The sequence below is a fragment of the Labedella endophytica genome, from assembly GCF_003990045.1.
GTDB classification, from domain to species: Bacteria; Actinomycetota; Actinomycetes; order Actinomycetales; family Microbacteriaceae; genus Labedella; species Labedella endophytica.
The window spans coordinates 598016-621226 of record NZ_RZGZ01000001.1 but is presented as its reverse complement, the minus strand read 5'-3'; the positions used below and the strand labels follow the sequence as shown (position 1 = coordinate 621226).

The 23211-nt window shown below is 69.2% G+C and carries 22 protein-coding genes; 15 read left to right on the top strand and 7 right to left on the bottom strand.

Going from position 1 to position 23211, the window contains the following annotated elements; translation table 11 throughout:
* Positions 1–43: 43 nt before the first annotated feature.
* Together ELQ94_RS02915 and ELQ94_RS02910 are read right to left on the bottom strand one after the other, a co-directional pair.
* A complete protein-coding gene (locus ELQ94_RS02915; protein ID WP_127046963.1) occupies positions 44–1411 on the bottom strand; it encodes an ABC transporter substrate-binding protein in 1368 nt (455 codons plus the stop codon).
* A gap of 36 nt (positions 1412–1447) precedes the next feature.
* Complete coding sequence (locus tag ELQ94_RS02910) at positions 1448–2419, bottom strand: NAD-dependent epimerase/dehydratase family protein (protein WP_127046961.1); 972 nt, start codon at positions 2417–2419, stop codon at positions 1448–1450.
* Between the two features lie 139 nt (positions 2420–2558).
* Here ELQ94_RS02910 and ELQ94_RS02905 point away from each other — a divergent pair, with 139 nt between their 5' ends.
* The 3 genes from ELQ94_RS02905 (at position 2559) to ELQ94_RS02895 (ending at position 6438) form a co-directional block, all read left to right on the top strand.
* The gene (locus ELQ94_RS02905; protein ID WP_127046959.1) at positions 2559–4166 is read left to right on the top strand and encodes an FAD-dependent oxidoreductase; all 1608 of its coding nucleotides are present in this window, start codon (positions 2559–2561) and stop codon (positions 4164–4166) included.
* A 13-nt stretch (positions 4167–4179) separates the two neighbouring features.
* Entirely contained in the window at positions 4180–5325 is a 1146-nt protein-coding gene (gene dgoD, locus ELQ94_RS02900; protein ID WP_127046957.1) for a galactonate dehydratase, read from the top strand.
* A gap of 75 nt (positions 5326–5400) precedes the next feature.
* Positions 5401–6438, top strand: coding sequence for a LacI family DNA-binding transcriptional regulator (locus ELQ94_RS02895; RefSeq protein ID WP_127046955.1), 1038 nt, complete (start codon positions 5401–5403; stop codon positions 6436–6438).
* A gap of 21 nt (positions 6439–6459) precedes the next feature.
* Here the strand turns inward: ELQ94_RS02895 and ELQ94_RS02890 are convergent, their stop codons facing one another.
* On the bottom strand, positions 6460–7737 hold the full coding sequence (locus ELQ94_RS02890; protein ID WP_243696829.1) for an enolase C-terminal domain-like protein: 1278 nt from the start codon (positions 7735–7737) through the stop codon (positions 6460–6462).
* Positions 7738–7948: 211 nt separating this feature from the next.
* On the opposite strand from ELQ94_RS02890, the gene ELQ94_RS02885 reads away from it, so the two are divergent.
* From ELQ94_RS02885 to ELQ94_RS02875, 3 genes are read left to right on the top strand one after another with little or no spacing between them, the layout of a single operon-like run.
* Positions 7949–8947, top strand: a complete 999-nt coding sequence (locus tag ELQ94_RS02885) for a sugar kinase (RefSeq protein ID WP_166404636.1) — start codon at positions 7949–7951, stop codon at positions 8945–8947.
* The gene (locus ELQ94_RS02880) at positions 8944–9573 is read left to right on the top strand and encodes a bifunctional 4-hydroxy-2-oxoglutarate aldolase/2-dehydro-3-deoxy-phosphogluconate aldolase (RefSeq protein ID WP_127046949.1); all 630 of its coding nucleotides are present in this window, start codon (positions 8944–8946) and stop codon (positions 9571–9573) included. The genes ELQ94_RS02885 and ELQ94_RS02880 overlap by 4 nt, the downstream gene beginning before the upstream one ends.
* Positions 9574–9583: 10 nt before the next feature.
* On the top strand, positions 9584–10552 hold the full coding sequence (locus tag ELQ94_RS02875) for an acetylxylan esterase (RefSeq protein WP_127046947.1): 969 nt from the start codon (positions 9584–9586) through the stop codon (positions 10550–10552).
* A 449-nt stretch (positions 10553–11001) separates the two neighbouring features.
* Here the strand turns inward: ELQ94_RS02875 and ELQ94_RS02870 are convergent, their stop codons facing one another.
* Positions 11002–11310, bottom strand: coding sequence for a hypothetical protein (locus ELQ94_RS02870; RefSeq protein ID WP_127046945.1), 309 nt, complete (start codon positions 11308–11310; stop codon positions 11002–11004).
* A 197-nt stretch (positions 11311–11507) separates the two neighbouring features.
* Between ELQ94_RS02870 and ELQ94_RS02865 the strand changes: the two genes are divergently transcribed.
* Both ELQ94_RS02865 and ELQ94_RS02860 read left to right on the top strand, forming a co-directional pair.
* Positions 11508–11690, top strand: coding sequence for a multidrug transporter (locus ELQ94_RS02865; protein WP_127046943.1), 183 nt, complete (start codon positions 11508–11510; stop codon positions 11688–11690).
* Positions 11691–11694: 4 nt separating this feature from the next.
* Positions 11695–12261, top strand: a complete 567-nt coding sequence (locus tag ELQ94_RS02860; protein WP_127046941.1) for an HhH-GPD-type base excision DNA repair protein — start codon at positions 11695–11697, stop codon at positions 12259–12261.
* A gap of 141 nt (positions 12262–12402) precedes the next feature.
* On the opposite strand, the gene ELQ94_RS02855 is transcribed toward ELQ94_RS02860, so the two are convergent.
* Positions 12403–12597, bottom strand: a complete 195-nt coding sequence (locus ELQ94_RS02855; protein ID WP_127046939.1) for a hypothetical protein — start codon at positions 12595–12597, stop codon at positions 12403–12405.
* Between the two features lie 187 nt (positions 12598–12784).
* Here ELQ94_RS02855 and ELQ94_RS17225 point away from each other — a divergent pair, with 187 nt between their 5' ends.
* The 6 genes from ELQ94_RS17225 (at position 12785) to ELQ94_RS02830 (ending at position 20110) form a co-directional block, all read left to right on the top strand.
* A complete protein-coding gene (locus ELQ94_RS17225) occupies positions 12785–12961 on the top strand; it encodes a hypothetical protein (protein WP_166404635.1) in 177 nt (58 codons plus the stop codon).
* 185 nt (positions 12962–13146) lie between these two features.
* The gene (locus ELQ94_RS02850; protein ID WP_127046937.1) at positions 13147–14250 is read left to right on the top strand and encodes a fatty acid desaturase family protein; all 1104 of its coding nucleotides are present in this window, start codon (positions 13147–13149) and stop codon (positions 14248–14250) included.
* Between the two features lie 444 nt (positions 14251–14694).
* Entirely contained in the window at positions 14695–14898 is a 204-nt protein-coding gene (locus ELQ94_RS02845; RefSeq protein WP_106562098.1) for a cold-shock protein, read from the top strand.
* Positions 14899–15156: 258 nt separating this feature from the next.
* A complete protein-coding gene (locus ELQ94_RS02840) occupies positions 15157–15759 on the top strand; it encodes a DUF4126 domain-containing protein (RefSeq protein ID WP_127046935.1) in 603 nt (200 codons plus the stop codon).
* Positions 15760–15848: 89 nt separating this feature from the next.
* Positions 15849–17000 carry an exonuclease SbcCD subunit D gene (locus ELQ94_RS02835; RefSeq protein WP_127046933.1) on the top strand — a complete coding sequence of 384 codons (1152 nt, stop codon included), beginning with the start codon at positions 15849–15851 and terminating at the stop codon, positions 16998–17000.
* Positions 16997–20110, top strand: coding sequence for an AAA family ATPase (locus ELQ94_RS02830; protein ID WP_127046931.1), 3114 nt, complete (start codon positions 16997–16999; stop codon positions 20108–20110). The genes ELQ94_RS02835 and ELQ94_RS02830 overlap by 4 nt, the downstream gene beginning before the upstream one ends.
* A 103-nt stretch (positions 20111–20213) precedes the next feature.
* Here ELQ94_RS02830 and ELQ94_RS02825 read toward each other — a convergent pair whose 3' ends face one another.
* On the bottom strand, positions 20214–21800 hold the full coding sequence (locus ELQ94_RS02825) for a solute symporter family protein (RefSeq protein ID WP_127046929.1): 1587 nt from the start codon (positions 21798–21800) through the stop codon (positions 20214–20216).
* Entirely contained in the window at positions 21797–22156 is a 360-nt protein-coding gene (locus ELQ94_RS02820; protein WP_243696828.1) for a DUF485 domain-containing protein, read from the bottom strand. Before ELQ94_RS02820 ends, ELQ94_RS02825 begins: the two co-directional genes overlap by 4 nt.
* Before the next feature lie 112 nt (positions 22157–22268).
* Here ELQ94_RS02820 and ELQ94_RS02815 point away from each other — a divergent pair, with 112 nt between their 5' ends.
* Entirely contained in the window at positions 22269–23144 is an 876-nt protein-coding gene (locus tag ELQ94_RS02815; RefSeq protein ID WP_127046925.1) for a LuxR C-terminal-related transcriptional regulator, read from the top strand.
* The last annotated feature ends 67 nt before the right edge of the window (positions 23145–23211 follow it).

Here is a 23211-nt window from a genome sequence, read left to right as displayed (position 1 = left end):
TCAGTGGGGTGTGGCGGGCGCCGGAGGGCGCCCGCCACACGGGTCAACCTGCGTCGATCGCCGATTGCGCGGCGGATTGGGCGCTCTCGAGGAGGGCGGGGATATCCGCGTCCTCACGAGTGAGGACGGCCTGCACCACGGGGTCGAGGAGCGCGTAGACCTCCTGGGCCTTGGTCGCGGGCTCCGGAACGAGCGGGAGCGTCTCGACGCTGTCGAGGAACACGGTGAAGTTTTCCCGAGGGACGTTGATCAGGTCGTCGATCCACGACAGGTAGGTGGCGTAGACGGCCTCGTCGACGACGGGCGATTCCGGAGATCCGACAGTGACTCCTTCCGCCACTCCGGCTTCGGCCTCCGCGCGGGCGGCCTCCTCGCTCGAGTACTTCTCGAAGCGGTGGAACTCGATCCACTTGATCGCGGCAGCCGCCTCGGCCTCCGTCGCGGTCGGGGTGATGACGGCGACCGTGCCGCCGGCGAGCGTGCCGAGCCCGTTCGACTCCTGCGGGAGGGGGGCGATGCCCACGGAATCCGGCGTCATGCCCAGCGAGTCGACCATGCGGGGGTAGGCGTCCGAACCCTGCAGGAACATGCCGATGTTGCCGGCCGCGAACTGCTGCGAGGCGTCGTCGTAGTTCAGCAGGAAGTTGTCACCGAAGACGTTGTCCTCCCAGCGCAGAGTCTGGTAGAACTCCAGGACCTCGCGCATGGCGTCCGTGTCGACGGTTGCCTCCGTTCCCTCCTCGTTCTCGACGAGACCGCCGAACGAGTAGGCCATCGTGGCTGCGGCCCAGCCGCCCGCGTTCTCCGTCGTCATGCTGCCGAACCCCTGGGCGTCGGTGCTCTCCGTGATCGCCACGGCGGCCTCACGCACCTCGTCCCACGTCGTCGGTGGTGCGTCGGGATCGAGACCCGCTGCCGCGAAGAGGTCGCGGTTGTAGAGGAGCGACATCGTATAGGCCGTCCACGGAACGCCGTAGATCTTGTCGTCACTGCTCACGACCTCCTGAACGCGGGGGTTCAGCTGCGAGAGGACCTCGCTCTCAGACGTGTATGGCGTGACATCGAGCACCTGCTGCCGGCTGATGAGGCCCTGCATCTCGGTGAACGGCACGTTGATGAGGGTGGGTAGGCCTCCGCCGGCCAGGAGCGCGTTGAACGTGTTGACGTCGTAGCGGGTCTCCTCCCCCTCGATCGTGATGTCCGGGTTGGCCTTCTCGAACTCCTCGATGCGGTTCTGGAAGAACGCCCGCTCCTCGGGTCGCTCGGTGGTGGGCATCCCGCCCACCGAGATCGTGACGGGCCCGTCGACGGTACCGTCCGAATCGGCATCGCCCGTCGCGCAGGCCGCCAGCCCGGCGACCGTGACGACCGCGACGGTTCCCGCCATCCAACGTTTCGCAAGCATCTTCATTGAGACTTCCTCGTGATAGGTGACCCCGGAGCGGGGTCAGGTGTCCGATGGCGTGAGCGCGCCATCCGTACCGCTGATCCGCGCAGCGGCCGACGGCCGCTGTTCGGGTTCGACGGGAGCGTGGTCGCCGGAGGCGGCGTGCACCGAGAATTCGGGACGCCATCCGAACAGGCGGAGGGCACGGCCGGAGTCTACGAGACCCGTCCGGCCGGTGATCCGAGTGCGCACGGGCACGTCGGGTGCGTAGCGTCGGAGCAGTTCGTCCGTCGGCAGGTCGATGACTGTGTCGTCGGCGGCCACCATGAGCACATGAGCGCCGGCCGGTCGATCGGCCAGGCCTCCGATGATCGCCGTGACCGCATCCTGGACCGCGATGTACGACCACCCTTCCTTCGCCAGGGTGGCGAAGGAGTCGGGGTCGTTCGACAGGCGCCGCGAGTACTCGAGGAGCTCGGCACCGCTCCGGACGAACGGCAGGCGGAGCGCGACGATGCTCATGCCCCATCGACTCGCGGCCATCCTGGCGGTGTTCTCGTCGGTGAGCTTCGAGAGCGAGTACCAGTCGTCGAGGGCGACGGGCATGTCCTCGTCGAGCGGGTAGTAGGCCGGCGCGATGTCGTGATGGTTCATCGGAACGCCGAAGGCGTTGATGCTGCTGCAGATGACGGCACGCCGGATACCGCGTTCCCCCGCGGAGCTGAGGACGTTGAGTGTCGAGATCGTGTTGACGCCGAAGACGGTGACGGCGTCGCCGAGGCTGGGATGCGCGATCGCAGCGGTGTGGACGATCGCGTCGACCCCGTCGAGTGCCTCCGCCACGGCGACACGGTCACGCGCATCCCCGGTGACGAGTCGGTCGGCCGAGCTCTCCGCCGTCCAGTCGAGGGCGAGTCCGGTGACCGCCACCCCTCTGGACGTCAGAGCGTCGCAGGCTGCGCGGCCGACTCGTCCGTCCGCGCCGGTGACGAGAACGCGGTCGATCCCGTCGAGAGCAGAGTCATCGAGCACGTTCGCCTCCTTGCGATCGGGTCAGTACTAACCGGTTTCACATGTCACCACATTGAACGTTCCCTGTCAACAGTCCGCCGTTATTGCTTGTATTTTCAGACATTTGACCAATCCGTCGGCATGGTTCAGGATGAGCCACATGAAATCGTTTACAAGCGTCAAAGCCGACGTTCTGATCGTCGGAGGGGGCCTGGGCGGCGTGTCGGCCGCCCTCGCCCTGGCCGATGCGGGTCGCACGGTCGTCATCACGGAACCGACCCTCTGGCTGGGGGGACAGCTCACGAGTCAGATGGTGCCGTCCGACGAGCACCGCCACATCGAGTGGACCGGGGCATCCCGCTCCTACCGCACGCTGCGAGAGGGCATCCGCCGCTACTACCGGGACTGGTTCCCGCTCACCGATGCGGCTCGGGCAGACCCTCTCCTGAACCCCGGCGCCTCCTGGGTCAGCCCCATCGCCGCCGATCCACGCGTGTGCCGCGCCGTGATCGACGGTATGCTCGCACCCCATGTTTCCAGCGGGCGCGTCACCGTCCTCACCGAGACACGGCCCGTGGGTTCGACCATGGACGGACACCGCATCACCTCGGTGCGGGTGACGGGCCCGGAAGGTGAACACGATCTCGAGGCCGACTTCTTCCTGGATGCCAGCGAGACCGGCGACCTCCTCGATTTGGCCGGTATCGATCACGTCTCCGGTCGGGAGAGCCGAGACGAGACCGGAGAGCCGAGCGCAGCGGACACCGCCGATCCTCTCGACATGCAGAGCGCCACCTGGTGCTTCGCGATGGAGCACCTCGACGGAACGCACACCATCGACAAACCCGAGCTCTACGAGGAGTTCCGCGACCTGCGGCCGGCGGCGTTGGGAGGAGCCCGCGCCCTGTCCTTCGACGGGCCCGAGGAGCAGAACGAGCACACGTTCACGTATTCGCTCGTCCCGAACCCGGACGACGATCCGGCCGACATCGACATCGACCACCGCAACATGTCGAGCCCGATCGACCTGTGGACCTACCGCCGGGTCCTCGCTCGCAACCAACTGCGCCCGGGTAGCGCGCCGAGCGATGTGACGATCGTGAACTGGCCCATGAACGACTATGTCGGCGGCGCTCTGTTCGGCACGCCGGACGCCGATCTGCACGCCTACCGAGCTCGTCAAATGAGCCTCTCGCTGCTGTACTGGATGCAGACGGAGGCCCCCCGGCCGGACGGAGGCACCGGCTGGCCGGGATTACACCTGCGCTCCGACATGGCGGGCACGGAAGACGGTCTCGCGATGGCGCCGTACATCCGCGAGTCACGCCGTATCCGTGCGCTCCACACGATCCGGGAGCAGGACGTGTCGACGAAACGGCGCGACTCGCCGCTGACATACTCCGACAGCGTCGGCGTCGGTCACTACTTCTGGATGGACCGCCACGCCTCGACTGGCGGACGCAAGGGGTCGGCGGACGTGCCCTGGCCCTTCGAGATCCCCCTCGGCTCGCTCGTGCCCCGGACGGCATCCAACGTTCTACCGGCCGCGAAGAACATCGGGACGACGCAGATCACCAACGGCAGCTACCGGCTGCACCCCGTGGAATGGAGTATCGGGGAGGCGGCGGGTTCGCTCGCCGCGCTCTGTCTCGACCGGCGGCTCGCCCCGCAAGCGGTCCACGCCGACGAACGCCTCGTGACCGACCTGCAAGGAGCCCTTCGCGCGCGCGGCGTGCAGCTGCACTGGCCGCGCCGGATCCAGCCGTGAGACGGCCGCGACCGTGAAGATCGCTCGCATCGAGACGTTCCGCGTCCCCCCTCGTTGGCTGTTCGTGCGCGTGGAGACCGACGACGGGATCGTCGGCTGGGGCGAGCCGGTGCTCGAGGGGCGCGCGCGCACCGTCGAGGCGGCCGTCGCCGAGATGAGCGATGTGCTCATTGGAGCGGATCCCCTCCGCATCGAACACCTCTGGCAGACACTCACTCGCGGCGGCTTCTATCGCGATGGCGCTGTGCTCTCCAGCGCCATCGCGGGGATCGACCAGGCGCTCTGGGACATCGCCGGGAAGGACGCGGGACGTCCGGTGCACACCCTGCTCGGCGGCCACGTGAGGGACCGCGTCCGCCTCTACGGTTGGGTGTACGGCGGGTCGCCGGCAGAGCTCGCCGACGCCGCGAGCGCCCAGCGGGCCACGGGGATGACGGCCGTGAAGATGAACGGCTCCGAAGCGCTCGGTCCGATCGACACGCCGGCGACGCTCGACCTCCTCGTAGAGCGCGTCGCCGCTGTTCGGGAAGCCATGGGCCGGGACGGGGACGTCGCCATCGACTTCCACGGACGGTACAGCCTGCCCATGGCCCGGCGCTCCCTGTCGCTCCTGGAGCCGTTCGCCCCGATGTTCATCGAGGAACCCGTGGTTCCGGAACTCACCTGGCGGCTGCGGGACGTCGTCGAGGCGACGAGCATCCCGATCGCCGTGGGCGAGCGGCTGTACTCCCGGGGAGACATGCGGACGGCCCTCGATGCGGGAGTCGCCGTATTGCAACCCGACCTCTCGCACGCCGGTGGCATCTCGGAGGTGCGCCGGATCGCGTCGGCCGCCGAGACATACGGTGCGTATCTCGCCCCGCACTGCCCCCTCGGCCCGATCGCCCTGGCCGCCTGCCTCCAGATCGACTTCGCCATCCCCAACTTCCTGATCCAGGAGCAGAGCCTCGGACTCAACTACGCCGAGGGATCCAGCTACCTCGACTACCTCGTCGACCGATCCGGCTTCGATGTGGTCGACGGCTCGGTCGAGCGCCCCGCGGCGCCGGGCCTCGGCATCGAGGTGGACGAGGACGAGGTGAGGAGGGCTGCGAAGATCGGTCACGACTGGCAGAGCCCGCGCTGGCACCACCCCGACGGCAGCCTCGCCGAATGGTGAGTCGACGAGAGTCGGTCGATGGGCGATAGCCCGCGCCCGACGGGGCCGTCGGGCGCGGGCCGATATGCTCCTCGCATGGGAAAAAGCGACGTCGTCACGCTCCGCGACGTCGCAGCCGTGGCCGGCGTGTCGATCGCCACGGCGTCGAAGGCCCTCCGCGACGACCACCGGGTGTCGGAGACCACCCGGCGGCGCGTCCACGAGACGGCCAGACGCCTCGACTACACCCCGAACGCCCTTGCGCAGTCCTTCGCCAGCGGGCGCAGCGGCGCCGTCGGCGTCTTCACCCACAGTGCCCAGATCCCGTTCGCCCGCCCCGTTGTGATCGGGGCGGTCAAGGAGCTCAGCCTGCTGGGACGAGCCGCCCTGCTCTTCGACTCGGCGGCACGAGCCGGGCGGTGGCGCGACGAGGATGTGAAGGGGCTCCAGGCGCGCAAGGTCGAGGGGGTCCTGGTCGTCGGAACCAACAACGATCAGATGACCCGCTCGCTCACGGAGCGCTTCTCCTCGCCGGTCGTCTACGCCTTCACCGACAGCGACGATCCGGACGACACCGTGCTCCAGATCGACAGCGCCGGGGCGGGGCGCCTCGCGATCGAACACCTCGTCGCCACCGGCCGCCGACGCATCGCCCATATCACGGCGGGCGAGGAGAGCCTCTCCGTCCAGGGTCGGATGGCCGGGGCGCTCGCCGCCCTCGACGAGCACGGGCTGGGCTTCGTCGCGCCCGCCGCCCACGGCATCTGGTCTCGGGAGTGGGGCATGGAGGCCGCCGTCGCCCTCCTCGAATCGGGGACGCCCGTCGACGCGATCTTCTGCGGCAACGACAACATCGCCCTGGGCGTGATCGATGCTCTCGAGTCCGCCGGCGTCCGTGTGCCCGACGACGTCGCCGTCATCGGGGTCGACAACCAGGAAGAGGTCCTCCTGGCGCAGGCTCCCCCGCGCCGGCTGACGAGCGTCGACCTGCGGCTCGAGAGCCTCGGCGCCGCCGCCGCCCGACTCCTCGTGAGCGGGGACGTGGAGGGCACGCACACACCCGACCCCGCCACGACGAACCGTCGCACGGTGACGCCGGTCCTCGTCGTCGGCAGCAGTTCGCCCACGATCTAGGGGCCGGTGTCCGGTCCGGGACTACGGCGCGATCATCCCGCCGTCGATCCCCCGGACACGGGCGGCCCATTCGTCGTGGACGGAGGTCGTCGCCGGGAACCGGGCCGCCGCCGCCTCGTCGATGTCGATCCCCCAGCCCGGGGTCTCGTTCGGCGTCAACCAGCCGTTCTCGATCCGCAGGGTCCCCGGGAAGACGTCATGCATCTGCTCCGGGTAGATATGTCCCTCCTGGATGCCGAAGGCGGGGCTCGTGACGTCGAGTGCCACGTTCGCGGCGGCCCCGATCGGCGAGGTGTCACCCGGGCCGTGCCAGGCGGTACGGACTCCGACCAGCTCGGCGGCGGCCGCGATCTTGCGTGCAGCCGTCAATCCTCCGATGTCCGAGACGTGGGAGCGGATGAAGTCGACGCCGCCGCCGAGCACGAGACGGGCCGCATCGGTCACCGACGTCGTCAGCTCCCCGACGGCGATCGGTACCGGCGACGCGGCGCAGACCTCCGGGAGGCGGTCCCAGTGCTCCGGAGCGATGACGTCCTCCAGGAAGAAGAGTCGGTAGGGCTCGAGGGATCTCGCCAGCGTGACGGCCTGCTTCGGCGTCAGCCGAGAGTGGACGTCATGGAGGAGTTCGATATCGTCGCCGAGACGCTCACGCGCGGCGGCGAACAGCTCGGGAGTCCGGTACAGGTATTCCCCGACCCGCCACCCTCCGGGGTAGGGCGCCGAGGGGTCGGTGATCGGAGACGTCGGCCGCGAGCCGTAGTGACCGCTGCCGGATTGGCCGAGCTGGAGCCGGATGTGCCGGAGTCCTCTCTCGCGCAGTCGCTCGGCCTGCTCGAGGGTCTCGTCGATCGTGCGCCCTCCCGCATGCAGGTAGGTGTCGGCTGCGGCTCTGGCCTTGCCCCCGAGCATCTCGTGGACCGGCATGCCGGCGCGCTTTCCGGCGATGTCCCAGAGGGCCTCGTCGAGCCCCGAGAGCGCGTTGTTGCCGACGGGTCCCTCGCGCCAATACGAATTGAACCGCACCATGCGGGCGAGATCCTCGATGTCACCGGGATAGCGGCCAATGACGAGACGCGCCATGTGCTCCTCGACGTAGGTGACCACCGCGCGCCACCGTTGAGTGAAGGTCGCGCATCCGAGCCCGTACAGTCCGTCGTCGCTCGTCTCGACCTTGACGACGACCAGGGGGATCCCCGCCGGCGCAGTGACGATGGCTCGAACCGCTGTGATGCGGACGTCGTCTCGTGCTGGCCAGGGCTGCGCGAAGGCCGGGTCGCTGGGGTTCACGGTCTGCTGCACTGGGGTCTCCCTTGATCCGCCGAATGAAACTGTTTTCATTCCTACGGAATCACACGGCCGATGCACGTGTCAATGACATGGCCAGAAGAACACTCTGAGCGCAGGTCTTTCGCGCTTGACTTCGAGTCGTCCCTCTAAGATCATGGTGGAACGAACGCTGTGAAACCGCTTTCGGCAACTGATGTTCGCGACTCGAGGGAGAGCTGCCGTGATGACCGACGTCCTCTGCATCGGCGAGGCCATGGTGCTGGGGGTCGGCGCCGACGGCGATCGGCTCGCCTCGGCGGAGACGGTGCATCTGCACGTCGCCGGAGCTGAGGCGAACGTCGCGAGTGGATTGGCGGCCCTCGGTGTCCCCGTCGAGTGGTGGTCTCGGGTGGGGAGAGACCCGTTCGGCGAGCGCGTCGTCGGGGAGCTCGCCCGGCGCGGCGTCTCGTGCGTCGATGTCGCACGAGACGCCGACCGCCCGACCGGCGTCTACTTCAAGGACTCGGTCGGCTCGAGGACGTCCGTCCACTACTACCGAGCCGGTTCGGCGGCATCCGCGATGTCGACCCGCGACCTGCCGTCACTCCGATTGCAGGAACGACGCCTCATCCACGTCACCGGTATCACGCCGGCGTTGTCGCCTTCCTGCGACGAGCTCATCGACGACGTCCTCAGCGCACCGCGCAGCCCACTGGTGAGCTTCGACGTCAACCACCGGCCAGCCCTCTGGCCCGACGTGGCGACGGCGGCGGACCGGCTCCGGACGCTCGCCGATCGCGCGGACCTCGTCTTCGTCGGCCGCGACGAGGGTGAGCGGCTGTGGGGAACGAGCGACGCGGAGGGTATCCGCGCCCTGCTCCCTTCCCCGAGCAGCGTGATCGTGAAGGACGACGACATCGAGGCCGTCGCTTTCGTCCGAGCGGACGGCGAGCGCGACACCATCCACCGCGTTCCGGCACTCTCCGTGCGCGTCGTCGAGACCGTCGGAGCCGGTGACGCCTTCGCGGCCGGGTATCTCGCCTCATGGCTCGAGCGCACGGACGTCGTCCAGGCCCTCCGGTCGGGCCATCTCTCGGCGGGACTCGCTCTCCTCAGCGCTTCCGACGTGCCGACACCCCTGGATCCGCGTGAATTCGATCGCCTTCGGCGCCTCGACGACGACGGCTGGAAAGCCGTGCGACTCCCGCTTCCCCTCCCCACCGACGAGAGAGAGACCGAATGATCGGCGACGAGATCTTCGACGGCCATACCGTCATGGCCGTGCTCCGCAACCACAGCGCCGGGGAGACCGTGCGGCTCACGCACACCGCACTCGACCTTGGCATCGGTCTCATCGAGGTGCCCATCCAGACGCCCGACGCGGTGCCGGCTCTCGAGGCCGCCATCACCGCGGCGCGTGAGCGGGACGCCGGCTGCGGGGCCGGCACCGTGACGACCGTCGAACAGGTCGAACTGTGCGCCCGGCTCGGAGCATCGTTCACCGTCGCTCCCGGTCTGGACGAGGACGTGCTCCGGCGCAGCCGGGAGTTGGAGGTCCCCCACCTCCCCGGCATCGCGACACCCACCGAGATCCAGATGGCCGTCGCCGCCGGCTGCCGGTGGGTGAAGGCCTTCCCGGCGTCGGTGCTCTCCCCGGAGTGGTTCCTCGCCATGACCGGCGGGCCGTTCCCGCTCGTGCGCTTCTTTGCATCCGGCGGCATCTCGGCCCGGAACGCGGAGGAGTTCCTCGTGGCCGGAGCCGCGGGGGTCGCCGTCGGTTCGGCGTTGGAGGATCCGGACCAGCTGCCCCGGCTCGCCGACCTCCTGAGGTCGCGAGCACCCTTCTCCCCCACCGAACCAGCGAACTGAGGACAGAACCGTGCCATTTCTCGATCTCCCCATCGACCAGCTCCGCACCTTCCGGCCGGAAGTCGCGCTTCCGGACGACTTCGACGACTTCTGGTCACGGACCCTCGAGGAGTCGCGGGCAGCCGCCATCGCGCCCACCCTCACGCGTATCGACTCCGTCGTCAGCTCCTTCGACATCTTCGACGTGTCCTTCAGCGGGTTCGCCGGCGACCCGGTGTCGGGATGGTTCATCGTGCCGGCCGGTTCGGACGGCCCCCTTCCAACGATCGTCGAGTACCTCGGATACGGCGCGGGACGAGGCCTGCCGCACGAGCGCCTGGCATGGCCGTCCTGCGGCTACGCCTACTTCCTAATGGACACGCGCGGGCAGGGCAGCGGCGGCGGAACCGGCGGCTGCACCCCCGACCCGCACGGCAGCGGACCATCGGGCACGGGATTCGTGACCCGCGGGATCGAGGACCCGCTCACCTACTTCTACCGGCGCGTGTACACCGACGCTGCGCTCGCCATCGATGCTGTGCGCTCGTTCGACCTGGTCGACGGCTCACGAATCGCCGTCTGCGGTGGCAGCCAGGGCGGCGGCATCGCGATCGCTGCGGCGGCTCTCGCTGACGGGGTCGTCGCGGCAATGCCGGAGGTCCCCTTCCTCTGCAACTTCGAGCGCGGGGTGGGACTGACTGAGCGGAGCCCGTACAACGAGGTGGCGCGCTACCTCTCCGTCCACCGGGACGCCGCTCCCGGAACGTTCGCCACCCTCTCCTATTTCGACGGGGCGAACTTCGCCACGCGGGCCACGATGCCCGCCCACGTCGGCGTTGCACTCATGGACCCGGTGTGCCCACCGTCCACGGTCTTCGCGACCGCCAACCGATGGGGCGGGGGCGCGGACATCGTGGAGTACCCCTACAACGAGCACGAGAGCGGCCAGGGATTCCATTGGCAGCGTCAGGTCGCCTGGCTGAAGGCGCTCGGCGTCTGACCAAGGCCAGCCCGTGTCCCCCTTTTATCCGACATACGTGGGCTTGCATTTCGATTGCTAGGTGAACTAGCTTCTTACTAGATGGATTTCCCGTCGCCGTCACGCCGCTATTACGCCGTCGTGGGTGCGTGCCGGCCATCATTTCGGGAGACAGAGGGTCGGTGTTCGGGTCACCGACCCTCTGTCGTTTAATCACTGCGGGACAGCGAGAATCACGGCGGTCGATCGCCGCCACCGTGGTGCCGGATCCAGCGTCGTCCGGATTGCGCTCCCCACAGGATGCGCGAAGTCCGAGGGGCTATTGTTGCCGTGAGTCGTCGGCGCGCGACTGCAGCCGGTAGCACCCCCTCAGTTACCGGCCGCGTGTCCAGCCGGCGACCCCGAGGGCCGGTGATTCGTCACCGGCCCTCGTCTCTGTGCTCCAGAGGCCACCAGCGGCAGCCGATCCGTCAGGAATCGAAGCCGAGATCGAAGTAGGTGTGGGCGTCGTCGTAGACGGCGTCCGGGTCGATCGATCGGATGCGCGCCATCGGCCGGGAGTCCGAGCGTTCGAGGTCCGGGGCGTCGACCGCCGAGACCGGGGTCCACGGTCCGATGATGAGCGAGGCCTCGCGCGTCGACCCGTCGGCCTGCACGACGTCGATACGGACGAGCTCCGGATCCCGCGATTCGGCGATCGCGAGCGCCTGCTGCATGAGAGCGGCTCCGGAGCGATCGTCCACCACGAATGTCTCGTTGCCATAGACGATGCGCTTCATGGCCCCCACCTTTCTCTTCCCCTCGCGACCGCACAACCTCTTGCGCCGATACCCGGTCGTACGTCACGCGAGCGCGAATCAGGCCGGTAAGGGTGACCTTAGCCCGGGACGGCTCGCCCGGACCGGGGGTTGCAGTATCGAGAGGGACGGTCGCGCCACCCCCTGACCGTCGGCCGCACGCCTGTTACGGTCTGCTCATGAGCGAACCGACCCACGACGAGAACCGCCACGAGCAACTCACGCGCGCCGAGAAGTCGACGGAGGCCGACGCGGCCCCGCGCATCGAGGTGACGGAGAAGGAGGACGGCGTCACACGCATCGACGTGTCCGACGATGCCGCCGTCCGCCCGGGTGAGCGCGACGACTCCGACGCCTCCTGACGTCATGACCTCGCTACACATCACGGGAGACGCGGACGCGGACAGCCTGCTCTCCGAGGATCCGCTCGCTCTCCTCGTCGGGATGCTCCTCGACCAGCAGATCGCCATGGAGACAGCGTTCGCCGGTCCCGCGAAGATCCGCGACCGTCTCGGCTCGATCGACGCCGCAGCGATCGCCGACGCGGATCCCGACTCGATCGTCGACGTCTTCCGGCAGACGCCGGCCGTGCATCGCTTCCCCGGCTCGATGGCCGGCCGCGTACAGGCGCTCTGTCGCGCGATCGTCGACGAGTGGGAGGGCGACGCCTCATCGATCTGGACGCGGGGGGAACCGTCGGGGCCGGAGATCTTGTCCCGGCTCATGGCGCTCCCCGGCTTCGGGGACCAGAAGGCGCGCATCTTCCTCGCCCTCCTCGGCAAGCAGTGCGGCCTCCGAGCCGAGGGTTGGCGCGAGGCCGCCGGAGCCTACGGCGAGGAGGGATGCTTCCGATCCGTCGCCGACATCGTCGATCCCGACTCGCTCGTGAAGGTGCGCGAGACCAAGAGAGCCGCCAAGGCGGCCGCGCGCTGATCCGACGCGACGTCGATCGAACGCAGGGTCACTCGGACCGGACATGGGCGCCGTGACATGACGATGCCGCGCGGTCGCCCGCGCGGCATCGTCATGTCTCGAGAGCGGCGTCTGCGTCGACGCCGTCCCTGCCGACCGGGGTCAGGCGCCGTCCTCGCGCGCACGGCTCGCGGGCGACGATGCGACGTCCTCGCCGTACTCCTGGAGAACATCGGCCGGGTCGACGACGGTCGACTCCTGGACGATCTCCTCGTTCTCCCGCAGGCTCTCGGCCTCCTCGGCCGCGGTGCCGTTCGCCTCGGCGTGGGTCTCGTTCGTTCCAGATGTGTCGCTCATCGCGCACGTCCTCTCTCTGTCGTCTGTCGCGGGGCTTCCGACGATAGGCGTCGCTCCGTCGGCGCGGCCCGGCCTTGACGTCGCCATACAACCCTCGTTAGTGGACACGGCGGTCCGGGCGCTCCCCCTCCGATTCGTCCGTGTCAAGCGAGTGGACGCCGGGACCTTATCGGCCTAGCGTCGAGGTATGAGCGATTACAGCAGCCCCTCCCCCGAGGACGAGGTCGAAGACGCGGGAACCCCCGCGGACTCCGACACGTCCTCCACGGGTTCGGACGACACGAGCACCGACGACAACGTCAAGGCCGGTTCCGGCACGGATGAGGACACCGTCTCGGGCGGCGCCCCCGAGCCCCCCGACTGATTCCAACCCACGCAGCCCTGCTGCGCCGAACGAAGACGGAGCGATGGCCGTTCAACCGGCCGTCCCTCCGTCTTTGCCGTATATACCGCAAACGGTGAAGTGATCCCCGTAGCCTGAAAACATCCCGATCAAACGGGCTCATTACCCGGCTGAGAAGTCGACCAACCAGCCAGGAGAACCTGTCTATGGACAATGCGAGCATCCTTCCCGCCGGCACGATCCGCCGCACGAAGCCCCGCACGAGCGCCCCGGGCGACACGACTCGCAGCTTCGCTGCCGTGTCCCGCGTGGTGAAGGAGACGAACCTCCTCGAGCGCACGCGCCTCTTCTACATCCTTCTCTTCTCCGGCCTCATGCTCGCCCTCGGCGGCGCCGTCACCGGATTCATCCTGCTCGGAGATTCCTGGTTCCAGCTGCTCATCGCGGCGGCGCTCGGCCTCATCTTCACGCAGTTCGCGTTCCTCGCCCACGAGGCATCGCACCGCCAGGTCTTCATCTCCGGCCCGGCCAACGACCGCGCCGGCCGCTTCGTCGCGACCGCCATCGTCGGCATCAGCTACGCCTGGTGGATGAACAAGCACTCCCGCCACCACGCCAACCCCAACAAGGTCGGCAAGGACCCGGACATCGACGTCGACACGATCTCCTTCCAGGAGGCCGACGCGGCCAAGGCGACGGGCCTCCTCGCGCTCATCACGCGCAAGCAGGGCTACCTGTTCTTCCCCCTCCTCACGCTCGAGGGCCTCAACCTCCACTTCCTGGGTCTCAAGGCTCTCTTCGTCCGCGAACCCGTCAAGGGACGTTGGATCGAGCTGTCCGCGATCGTCGTCCGCTTCGCGGTCTACTTCGGCGCGATCTTCTGGCTCCTCCCCCTGGGCATGGCGTTCGCCTTCATCGGCGTGCAGCTCGCCGTCTTCGGCGTCTACATGGGCGCATCCTTCGCTCCGAACCACAAGGGCATGCCGCTCGTCGGACCGGAGGAGAAGCTGGACTTCTTCGCCAAGCAGGTCCGCACCTCGCGCAACATCAGCGGCGGCATCTGGGCCAGCGCGCTCATGGGCGGGCTCAACTACCAGATCGAGCACCACCTGTTCCCGAACATGCCGCGTCCTCACCTCGCCAAGGCCCGCGACATCGTGCGCGAGCACTGCGCGACCCTCGGCGTCCCCTACACGGAGACGACGCTGCTTCAGTCGTACGGCATCGTCATCGCCTACCTGAACCGCGTGGGCCTGTCGGCTCGCGACCCGTTCGACTGCCCCATGGTCAACCAGTTCCGTCGGAGCTGACACCGTCCGGTCCCATCGGATCGGAACCGCCCCGTGCGCCCCTCATGACGAGGAGCGCACGGGGCGGTTCCGTTGGAGCCCCCAGTACGCTACGCTGGACATTGTTATCGTTTGCCTCGTGGGTCCGTGTTTTCGTGCATCATTCCGGATCAAGCCCACTAGCAGGCCCGTTTGTACGGGACCCCTCGTCTGCACAAGAGGGAATCCCAGGAGAGTTCGCGACACATCAAAACTGCAGCACCCTCCCGAATTACCTCTGTCCCGCTTCACCCCGCTGAAGCGGCGTATCCGGACGCGACCATCTCTGGTCTGCGCGGGCGCCGCCGGGTGACAGCACCTCAATCTCTCCACGGAGCCGATCTCCGTCGGAGCGGGCTTGGTGAAACCGCCTCGCCCTTTCGTCCCGCAAGCCGGGTCGGCAACACCACAAAGTAAGGAATGATCATGGCTACTGGAACTGTTAAGTGGTTCAACGCGGAAAAGGGCTTCGGCTTCATCTCCCCCGATGACGGCTCTGCCGACGTCTTCGCTCACTTCTCCGCCATCGAGTCGACCGGCTACCGGTCGCTCGAGGAGAACCAGCGCGTCGAGTTCGAGACCGCTCGCGGCCCCAAGGGCCTGCAGGCCGAGAAGATCCACGCGATCTGAGTCTGCTTGACCCAGAGCCCGGTTCGGTGAGTCGCTCAGCGGCTCGACCTCCTGGCCCTACCCGGAGCCCGGTTCGGTGAGTCGCTCAGCGACTTGACCGCCTGGCCCCACTCGGAAAGCCGGGTCGGCCGAGTCGCTCACGCGACTCGACCGGCCCGGCTTTCTTCATGTCCAGCCCCGACCCGCGCCCACCTCCCGCGCGTAGAATCGTGACGTCGGCCCGTTCCATCGTGCCGACCACGATCGGGAGGGGCGACGATGCTCGAGGCACTCACGGGGCTCGGTCTCGCGTCGGCCGCCGGCCTCAACGCCTACATCCCCATGCTCGCCATGGGCCTCCTCTCGCGATTCACTGATCTCCTGGCCGTCCCACCCGGTTGGGCCTGGCTCGAGAACGAGTGGGTCATGGTCATCCTCGGAGTCCTCCTCGTGATCGACATGGTCGCCGACAAGATCCCCGCGGTGGACAGCATCAACGACATCGTCCAGACCGTCGTGAGGCCTGCGTCGGGCGGGATCGTGTTCGGATCGGGATCGGCCTCCGAGACCGTCGCGGTCACCGACCCCGAGTCCTTCGTATCGAGCGGGCAATGGGTCCCGATCGTCACGGGAGTCGTGATCGCCCTGCTCGTGCACCTCGCGAAGGCGGCGATCCGCCCGATCGCCAATGCGGCGACCTTCGGGCTCGCAGCCCCCGTGCTCAGCACGATCGAGGACGGCGCCAGCATCATGCTCGTTATCCTCGCGATCGTCGTGCCCGTGCTCGTCGTGCTCGCGATCGTGGCCCTCGTCTGGCTCACCGTCGTCTATGTGCGACGCCGCCGCCGCCGAGCCGCCGCGATGTCGCCGCGCCCGGCCTGACACATCGCCTCGAGCTGCATCGCGGCGGAACACGGTGCTCTCGTCGAGGGCCGGCCGGACTGTCGGCGGCTCTCGTTATCGTTGTGGGCATGAGGATCCTCCACACCTCCGACTGGCACATCGGGCGAACGTTCCACGGTCACAGCACCGTCGGAGCACTGGAGACGGTCCTCGCCGCGCTCGTCGACGTCGTGCGCGAGCGGTCGGTCGACCTCGTGATCGTCGCGGGCGACGTCTTCGATTCGACGATGCCCGCGGCCGAGCACTACGGCGTCCTCGGACGCACGTTGTCCTCCTTACGCGATGCGGGCGCGGCCGTCGTCGTCACGAGCGGCAACCACGATTCGGCGGCCCGGCTCGGCTATCAGTCCGACTTCGCGCAGCTCGCCGGGATCCACGTGATCACCCGTCCCGAGCAGCACGACGCGCCCGTCACCCTCTCCGACGAACACGGTCCCGTGCACGTCTACGGCATCCCCTACCTCGAGCCGTCCCTCGTCCGTCACCTCTACCCCGACGTCCCGCTGCGCCGCCACTCCGACGTGCTCGGCTTCGTCATGGGACGCATCCGTGAGGACTCACTGCAGCGCGGCGGACGCTCCGTCGTCGTCTCCCACTGCTTCGCGACGGGCGCGGCCGGCAGCGACGTGGAACGTGACATCACCGCGGGCGGCCTCGACTACGTCCCTCTCACGACGTTCGACGGCCCGGACTACGTGGCGCTCGGCCACATCCACGGCCGGGCGACGCTCTCCGAGCGGGTCCGGTATTCGGGCGCTCCGCTCCACTACTCGTTCAGCGAGGCGGACAAGCCGCGCGGCGCCTGGCTCGTCGACCTCGGCGCGACGCGCCTCGACTCCGTCGAATGGGTCCGCCTGCCCGTTCCGCGGCCCCTGTCCCGGATCACCGGCACCCTCGACGACCTCGTGACGTCGTCGGCCTACGACGGACTCACCGAGCACTGGGTCGCCGCGACGCTCACCGACGACGTCCGGCCCCTCGACGCCATGCCGCGACTGCAGAAGCGGTTCCCGTGGTGCGCGCAGCTGGAGCACCGCCCGAGCATCGTGCACGCGGACGGGCACGCCACCTACGCGACCCGCATCGAGGAGAAGAGCGACGTGGAGATCGTCGCCGGTTTCCTCGAGCACGTCCGCAACGGCCGCGGTCCGACCACGCGGGAGGCCGGACTCGTGGACGAGGCCTTCTCCGCGCTGCGATCCCGCGAGGCCGGTCGATGAGGATCACGAGGCTGAGCTTCACCGGCTTCGGGCCGTACCGCGACGAACAGACCATCGATTTCCGCGCATTCGAGGACGACGGCATCTACCTCATCGGAGGGCGGACAGGAGCGGGGAAGTCCACGATCCTCGACGCGGTCTGCTTCGCGCTGTACGCCTCCGTCCCCCGATTCGAGAAGGGCGAGGCGCGACTGCGCAGCGACCACAGCGCCCCGACGGATCCGACGTGGGTCGAGCTCGAGTTCTCGGCGGGCGGCCGCGAGTACCGCGTGCGCCGCTCCCCCACCTACGAGCGGGCGAAGGCTCGGGGCGAGGGCACGACGACCTCCGCGCCCACCGCCGAGCTCGCGGTCTTCGAGGACGGGCAGTGGCGAGGTCTGGCCGCGCGTCCGAAGGACGTGGGCATCGAGCTCGAGGGCATCGTGCAGCTCACGAGGGATCAGTTCCTCCAGGTGATCCTGCTCGCGCAGAACCGCTTCCAGCGTTTCCTCGCGGCCGGGCACGACGAGCGGCAGGACCTCTTGCGCTCCCTCTTCGCCACCGAGCGCTTCTCGTCGTTCGAGGACTACCTCGTCGAGCGTCGGAAGGCGGTGGAGGGCGAACTCGGCACGGAGCTCGCCGCCGTGGAGCGTCTCGCGGAGAGGGCGCGCGCGCTCGTCGCGGCTCTGCCCGAGCCCGACCCGATGCGGGAGTCGGAGTCGGAATCGGATGACGGGCTCCCCGCGGCCGTCGCGCCCGATGCCGCGGGGACGGACGCCGATCCGGCCCCGGACGCGGACGCCGATGCGACGACCGACTCCGACGGAGCATCCGACGCCGATGACGCGTGGTTCTCGACCATCGCGCGCGCGGCGGCTCCCGCCCGGCGGGAGGCCGATCGTCACGCTGCACAGGCCGACGACGCCCTCGCGGAGGCGGACGCCGCCGACCGTCGGGCCCAGGAACTCGCGGCTCGCCTCCGCCGCCGGGATGCCGCGATCGCCGATCGCGACCGGCTCGCGGTGCGCGCGGAGGCGGACGCGGAGGATCGCCGCGAGCTCTCCGATGCGCGGGCAGCCGCCCCCCTCTGGCCCCTCGTCGAGACGATGGATGCGGCCGTCTCCCGAGAGGGGCGCGCGCGGACCACGTTCGAGGACGCCGACGCCGCGTTCGCCCGGGTGTCCCTCGGATCGGAACTCGATCCCGCCGAGACCGTGGATTCGCTCACCCGAGAACTCGGCAGTCTCGCCGACGCCCTCGTCGAGGAGCGGTCCCTCCCCGGTTTCGACGCGGAAGCGGAACGCGCTCGCGACCGGTTGGCGGCGGCCCGACGGGCGGCGGACGCCGCGGCCGAACGTCGCGATGCCCTTCCGGCGGAGCTCGAGAGCGCCCGCTCGGCCGTGGCCGCCGCTCGAGCGATCGCCGACGGCCTCGATGCCGCGACGGTGGCCGTCGAGGGCCTGAAACTGCAGGTGACGGCCGCCCACGACGCACTGTCGCGCGAGAAAGAGCTCCGGTCGGCACGAGAGAAGGAGATCGCGACGCTCGCCGCAGCGGGCGACGCCACCTCCCGCCTCCAGCATCTCCTCACGCGCCGTCTCGCCGGATTCGCCGGTGAACTCGCCGAGGAGCTCACGGACGGGGAGCCGTGCGCGGTGTGCGGATCGACCTCGCATCCCGCTCCGGCGTCGGCGAACGCGGACCCCGTGCGCGAGGACGATCTCGACGCCGCACGTTCCGCCCTCGAGGACGCGAACACCGCGGCGTCGCGCGCGACCCGCGCCGTGCGCGAGGCGGACGCCGCCCACACGCAAGCACTCGTCGCGTCCGGAGGGGTGCCCGTCGAGGAACTCGACGCCCGATCGGCCACGGCCGAGACACATCGGGACGAGTGCGCGAGCGCGAGCGCCCGTCTTCCCGCTCTCGAGGCCGTCGTGGCCGCACTGATCGATCAATCGGCGAGCGCCGACGCCGCTCTGGCGGAGCGGATCGCGGATCGCGACGCCGCCGCGGAGGCCGCGACCGCCGCGTCCACCCGCCTCGAGGCGACGCGGTCGCGGCTCTCCGCGGCACGGGGCGACGACGCATCCGTCGCCGACCGGGTCGCGCGCGTCACGCGTGTCCGCGACGCGGCGGCCGCCCTCGTCGACGCACGAGCTGCCCTCGAGGAGCGCATCCGCGAACTCGACGCGGCCACGACGGCGGTCGCGGCTGCCCTCGCCGAGCACGTTGACGGCGACGAGTCCTTCCCGCGATTCGCGGACGCCGACGCCGTGCGCGCCGCCCGACGCAGCGACAGCGCGATCCGTTCGCTCGAGGCCCGCGTCCAGGCCGCAGCCGAGGAGCGCGCAGCCAACGTCGCCGCGCTCGCCCATCCCGATCTCGCCGACCTCGGCGGGGCCGCTCCGGACACGGCGGCGACAGCCGACGCCCTCCGCGCGGCGCGAGCGGCGCGAGACGCGGCCATCGCCCGGGTCACCGTCATCGAGGGGATCGAGCGCGAACTCGAGCAGATCCGCGTCGACGCGCTGACCGCGCTCTCGGCCGTGCGCGCTCGTCGCGACGAGGTCGACGCCATCCGCGGGCTCGCCGATACGGTCGAGGGCAAGGCCCCCAACACCCGACGGATGGACCTCGAGACATTCGTGCTCGCGGCCCAGCTGGAGCAGATCATCGCCGCGGCGAACCGTCGCTTCGCCGTCATGACGAGCGGCCGCTTCACCCTCGAGCACGACGACGCCGTGGCGTATCGCAACACCGCGTCCGGTCTCGGTCTGTCGATCCGCGACGAGTACACCGGACGATCCCGCCCCACCGCATCCCTCTCGGGCGGGGAGACCTTCCTCGCGGCGCTCGCACTGGCCCTCGGGCTCGCCGAGGTCGTCACGGAACGCGCCGGCGGCATCACCCTCGAGACCCTCTTCATCGACGAGGGATTCGGATCTCTCGACGGCGAGACACTGGAGATCGCGATGTCGACTCTCGACGAGCTCCGCTCGGGAGGGCGCACGGTGGGACTCATCAGCCACGTCGACGCGATGAAGGAGCGCATCGCCGCGCGCCTGACCGTCGAGGTCGACGAGTCGGGGGCGAGTCGAGTGCGTCAGCAGGTGGTCGGCGCGCCCGTCTGACGCGGAGAGCGACGGAGGACCCGGCGCATCCCGCGCCGGGTCCTCGATCGGGTGGCCCTCCCCGCCGCGGCCCCCGGAATCCAGGGCCGCCGCGGGGTCGCGATCAGTGCTCGGTCGCCTTCTCCGCGCCGTGACCGGTGAGGGACCGCACATCCATCTCGGCCGCGAGCCGCCGATCCTCCGGCGCCTTCTGCGGGATGAGGGACCCGACGAAACCGAGGAGGAATCCGAGGGGGATCGACACGATGCCCGGGTTGTCGAGCGGGAACCAGGAGAAGTCGACTCCCTTGAACACGGAGGTCTCCGTACCGGAGAACACCGGTGAGAACACGATCAGTACGAGCGCGCTCCCGAGTCCCCCGTACATGCTGAACACGGCTCCTCGCGTGGTGAACCGTCGCCAGAACAGCGAGTAGATGATCGTCGGCAGGTTTGCACTCGCCGCCACGGCGAACGCGAGCGCCACGAGGAAGGCCACGTTCTGTCCCTGCACGGCGATGCCCCCGAGGATCGCGACGGCCCCGATCACGACGACCGTGCGCCGACCGACCTTGACCTCCATCTCCGGATCAGCGTTGCCGCGCTTCACGACGTTCGCGTAGATGTCGTGGGCGAACGACGCGGCGGCGGTGATCGTCAGGCCGGCGACGACGGCGAGGATCGTCGCGAACGCGACGGCCGAGATGATGCCGAGGAGGATCGGTCCTCCGAGCTGCAGCGCGAGGAGCGGAGCCGCCGAGTTCACACCGCCGGCGGAGGCGAGGATCGTCTCGCTCCCGACGAGCGCGACCGCCCCGTAGCCGAGGACGAGCGTGAAGAGGTAGAAGATGCCGATGAGCCAGATCGCCCAGACGACGGAGCGACGCGCCTCCTTCGCGGTCGGGACCGTGTAGAACCGCATGAGAACGTGCGGGAGTCCGGCGGTACCGAGGATCAGGGCGAGCCCGAGCGAGACGAAGTTCAGCGGGTTCGCGCCGTACTGCTTGCCCGGGGCGAGGATCTCGTCTGTGCCGGCCGCCTGGACCGCCTTGTCGAGGAGCGCCGACAGGTCGAAACCGTTGAGCGCGAGCACCCAGATCGTCATGACGCCGGCTCCCGCGATGAGGAGGACAGCCTTGATGATCTGCACCCAGGTCGTGCCCTTCATTCCGCCGACGAGGACGTAGACGATCATGATCGCGCCGACGACGGTGACGACCACGGACGTCCCTATGCTGTCGTTGATGCCGAGGAGGAGCGCCACGAGTCCGCCGGCCCCGGCCATCTGCGCGAGCAGGTAGAAGAACGTGACGGCGAGTGTCGTGATCGCCGCGGCGAGTCGCACGGGCCGCTGACGCAGACGGAACGACAGGACGTCCGCCATCGTGAACTTCCCGGTGTTCCGCATGAGCTCCGCGACGAGCAGCAGGGCGATGATCCACGCGACGAGGAAGCCGATGGAGTAGAGGAAGCCGTCGTAGCCGTTGACCGCGATCGCGCCGACGATGCCGAGGAAGGACGCCGCCGACAGGTAGTCGCCGGCGATCGCCGCGCCGTTCTGCGGCCCGGTGAAGGAGCGGCCGGCCGCGTAGTAGTCCGACGCCGTCTTGTTGTTCCGGCTCGCCCGGATCACGACGAAGAGGGTGACTCCGACGAACAGGACGAAGATCGAGATGTTGAGGACCGGGTTGTTGAGCTCTTCGACGTTCACCGTGCGGCCTCCGTCTCGGCGAGCTCCACGCGGAGCTTCTCCGCGAGCGGGTCGAGCCGGCGGTTCGCGTACGACACGTAGGTCATCGTGATCGCGAAGGTCGTCACGAACTGCGCGAGGCCCAGGATCAGCCCGATGTTGATCCGACCGAAGACGGGGGTCGCCATGAAGTCGGACGCGTACGTCGCGAGGAGCACGTAGGCCAGGAACCAGAGGAAGGCGAGCCCCGCGACGGGCAGGACGAAGCGCCGATGGCGCGACTTCAGTGCCCGGAAGTCGGGGGAATCCTCGACGGCGAGGTAGTCGACGGCGTCGTGGCCGTCTCGTCCTCGCCCTGCATCGATCGGGGTCATCATCTCTCCTTTGAAACGATTTGCCGCGCCGTCCGTTGACGTGTGGCCGGTGGTAGGGTTCACGCTACGAACCCGACGGGCGCATCGACTACCCCCGAAAGGCGGTAACGACCACATGAGAACGTCGGCACTGGAGCCGGACGCTTCGACCGTCATCGAGGCCGCCATTGCGGACCTCGCCCGGATGACCGGGATCCCCGTCGCCTTCGGGGGCGCGACCGTCGGCGGCATCGTGCCCGTCACGAGCGTCGCCGGGGCCCGGACGAACGCGCTCGACGGCCTCACCGTCTCGCCGCGGCTCGGCCTCGGCGGGCAGTCCCTCATCGATGGTCGACCCCACGCCACGAGCGACTACGGCTCCTCCGAGCGGATCACCCACGACTACGATCGCCACATCCTCGGGGAGGGGATCGCGGCGCTCCTCGCGGTGCCCGTCGTCGTGGCCGGTGAGACCCTCGGGATGATCTACGGGGGCTCCCGGGTGCCAGGGACGGTGGGCGACCGTTTCGCCGCCTCGGCCCTGGGAGTCGCCTCGCGGATCGCGCGCGACCTCGCCGCGGCCCGCGCGCGGGATCACGCCGCCCGCGCGCTCGACGCGATGCCCGTGCAGCCGCCGACCCCCACGTCGTGGTCCTCGTCCCTCGAGGGCGCGCGCGTCGCATACGCGGAACTCCGGAGCATCACGGGCACCGTCGGGGACCCCGACCTCCGAGCGCGGCTCGCGTCCGTCGAGAGGCGGCTCGCGACCCTCGGCGGTATCCCGATCCCCGAAGAGGAGGGGAATTCGCCGGACGACGTCAGCCTCTCCCCCCGCGAGCGCGACGTCCTGGTGCAGACGGCCGTCGGCCTCACGAACGCCGACGTCGCCGCGCGGCTCGGTCTCAAGGAGTCCACGGTGAAGAGCTACCTCGCCTCGGCGATGACGAAGCTCGACGCGCCGACCCGGCTCCGGGCCGTCTCGGAGGCCCGGCGACGCGGACTGATTCCGTGACCGGCCTCGCCCCGACCCGGCCTCATCCCCTGTGCGGATTCCGTCGATCGGAGGGTGGACGTCGCCG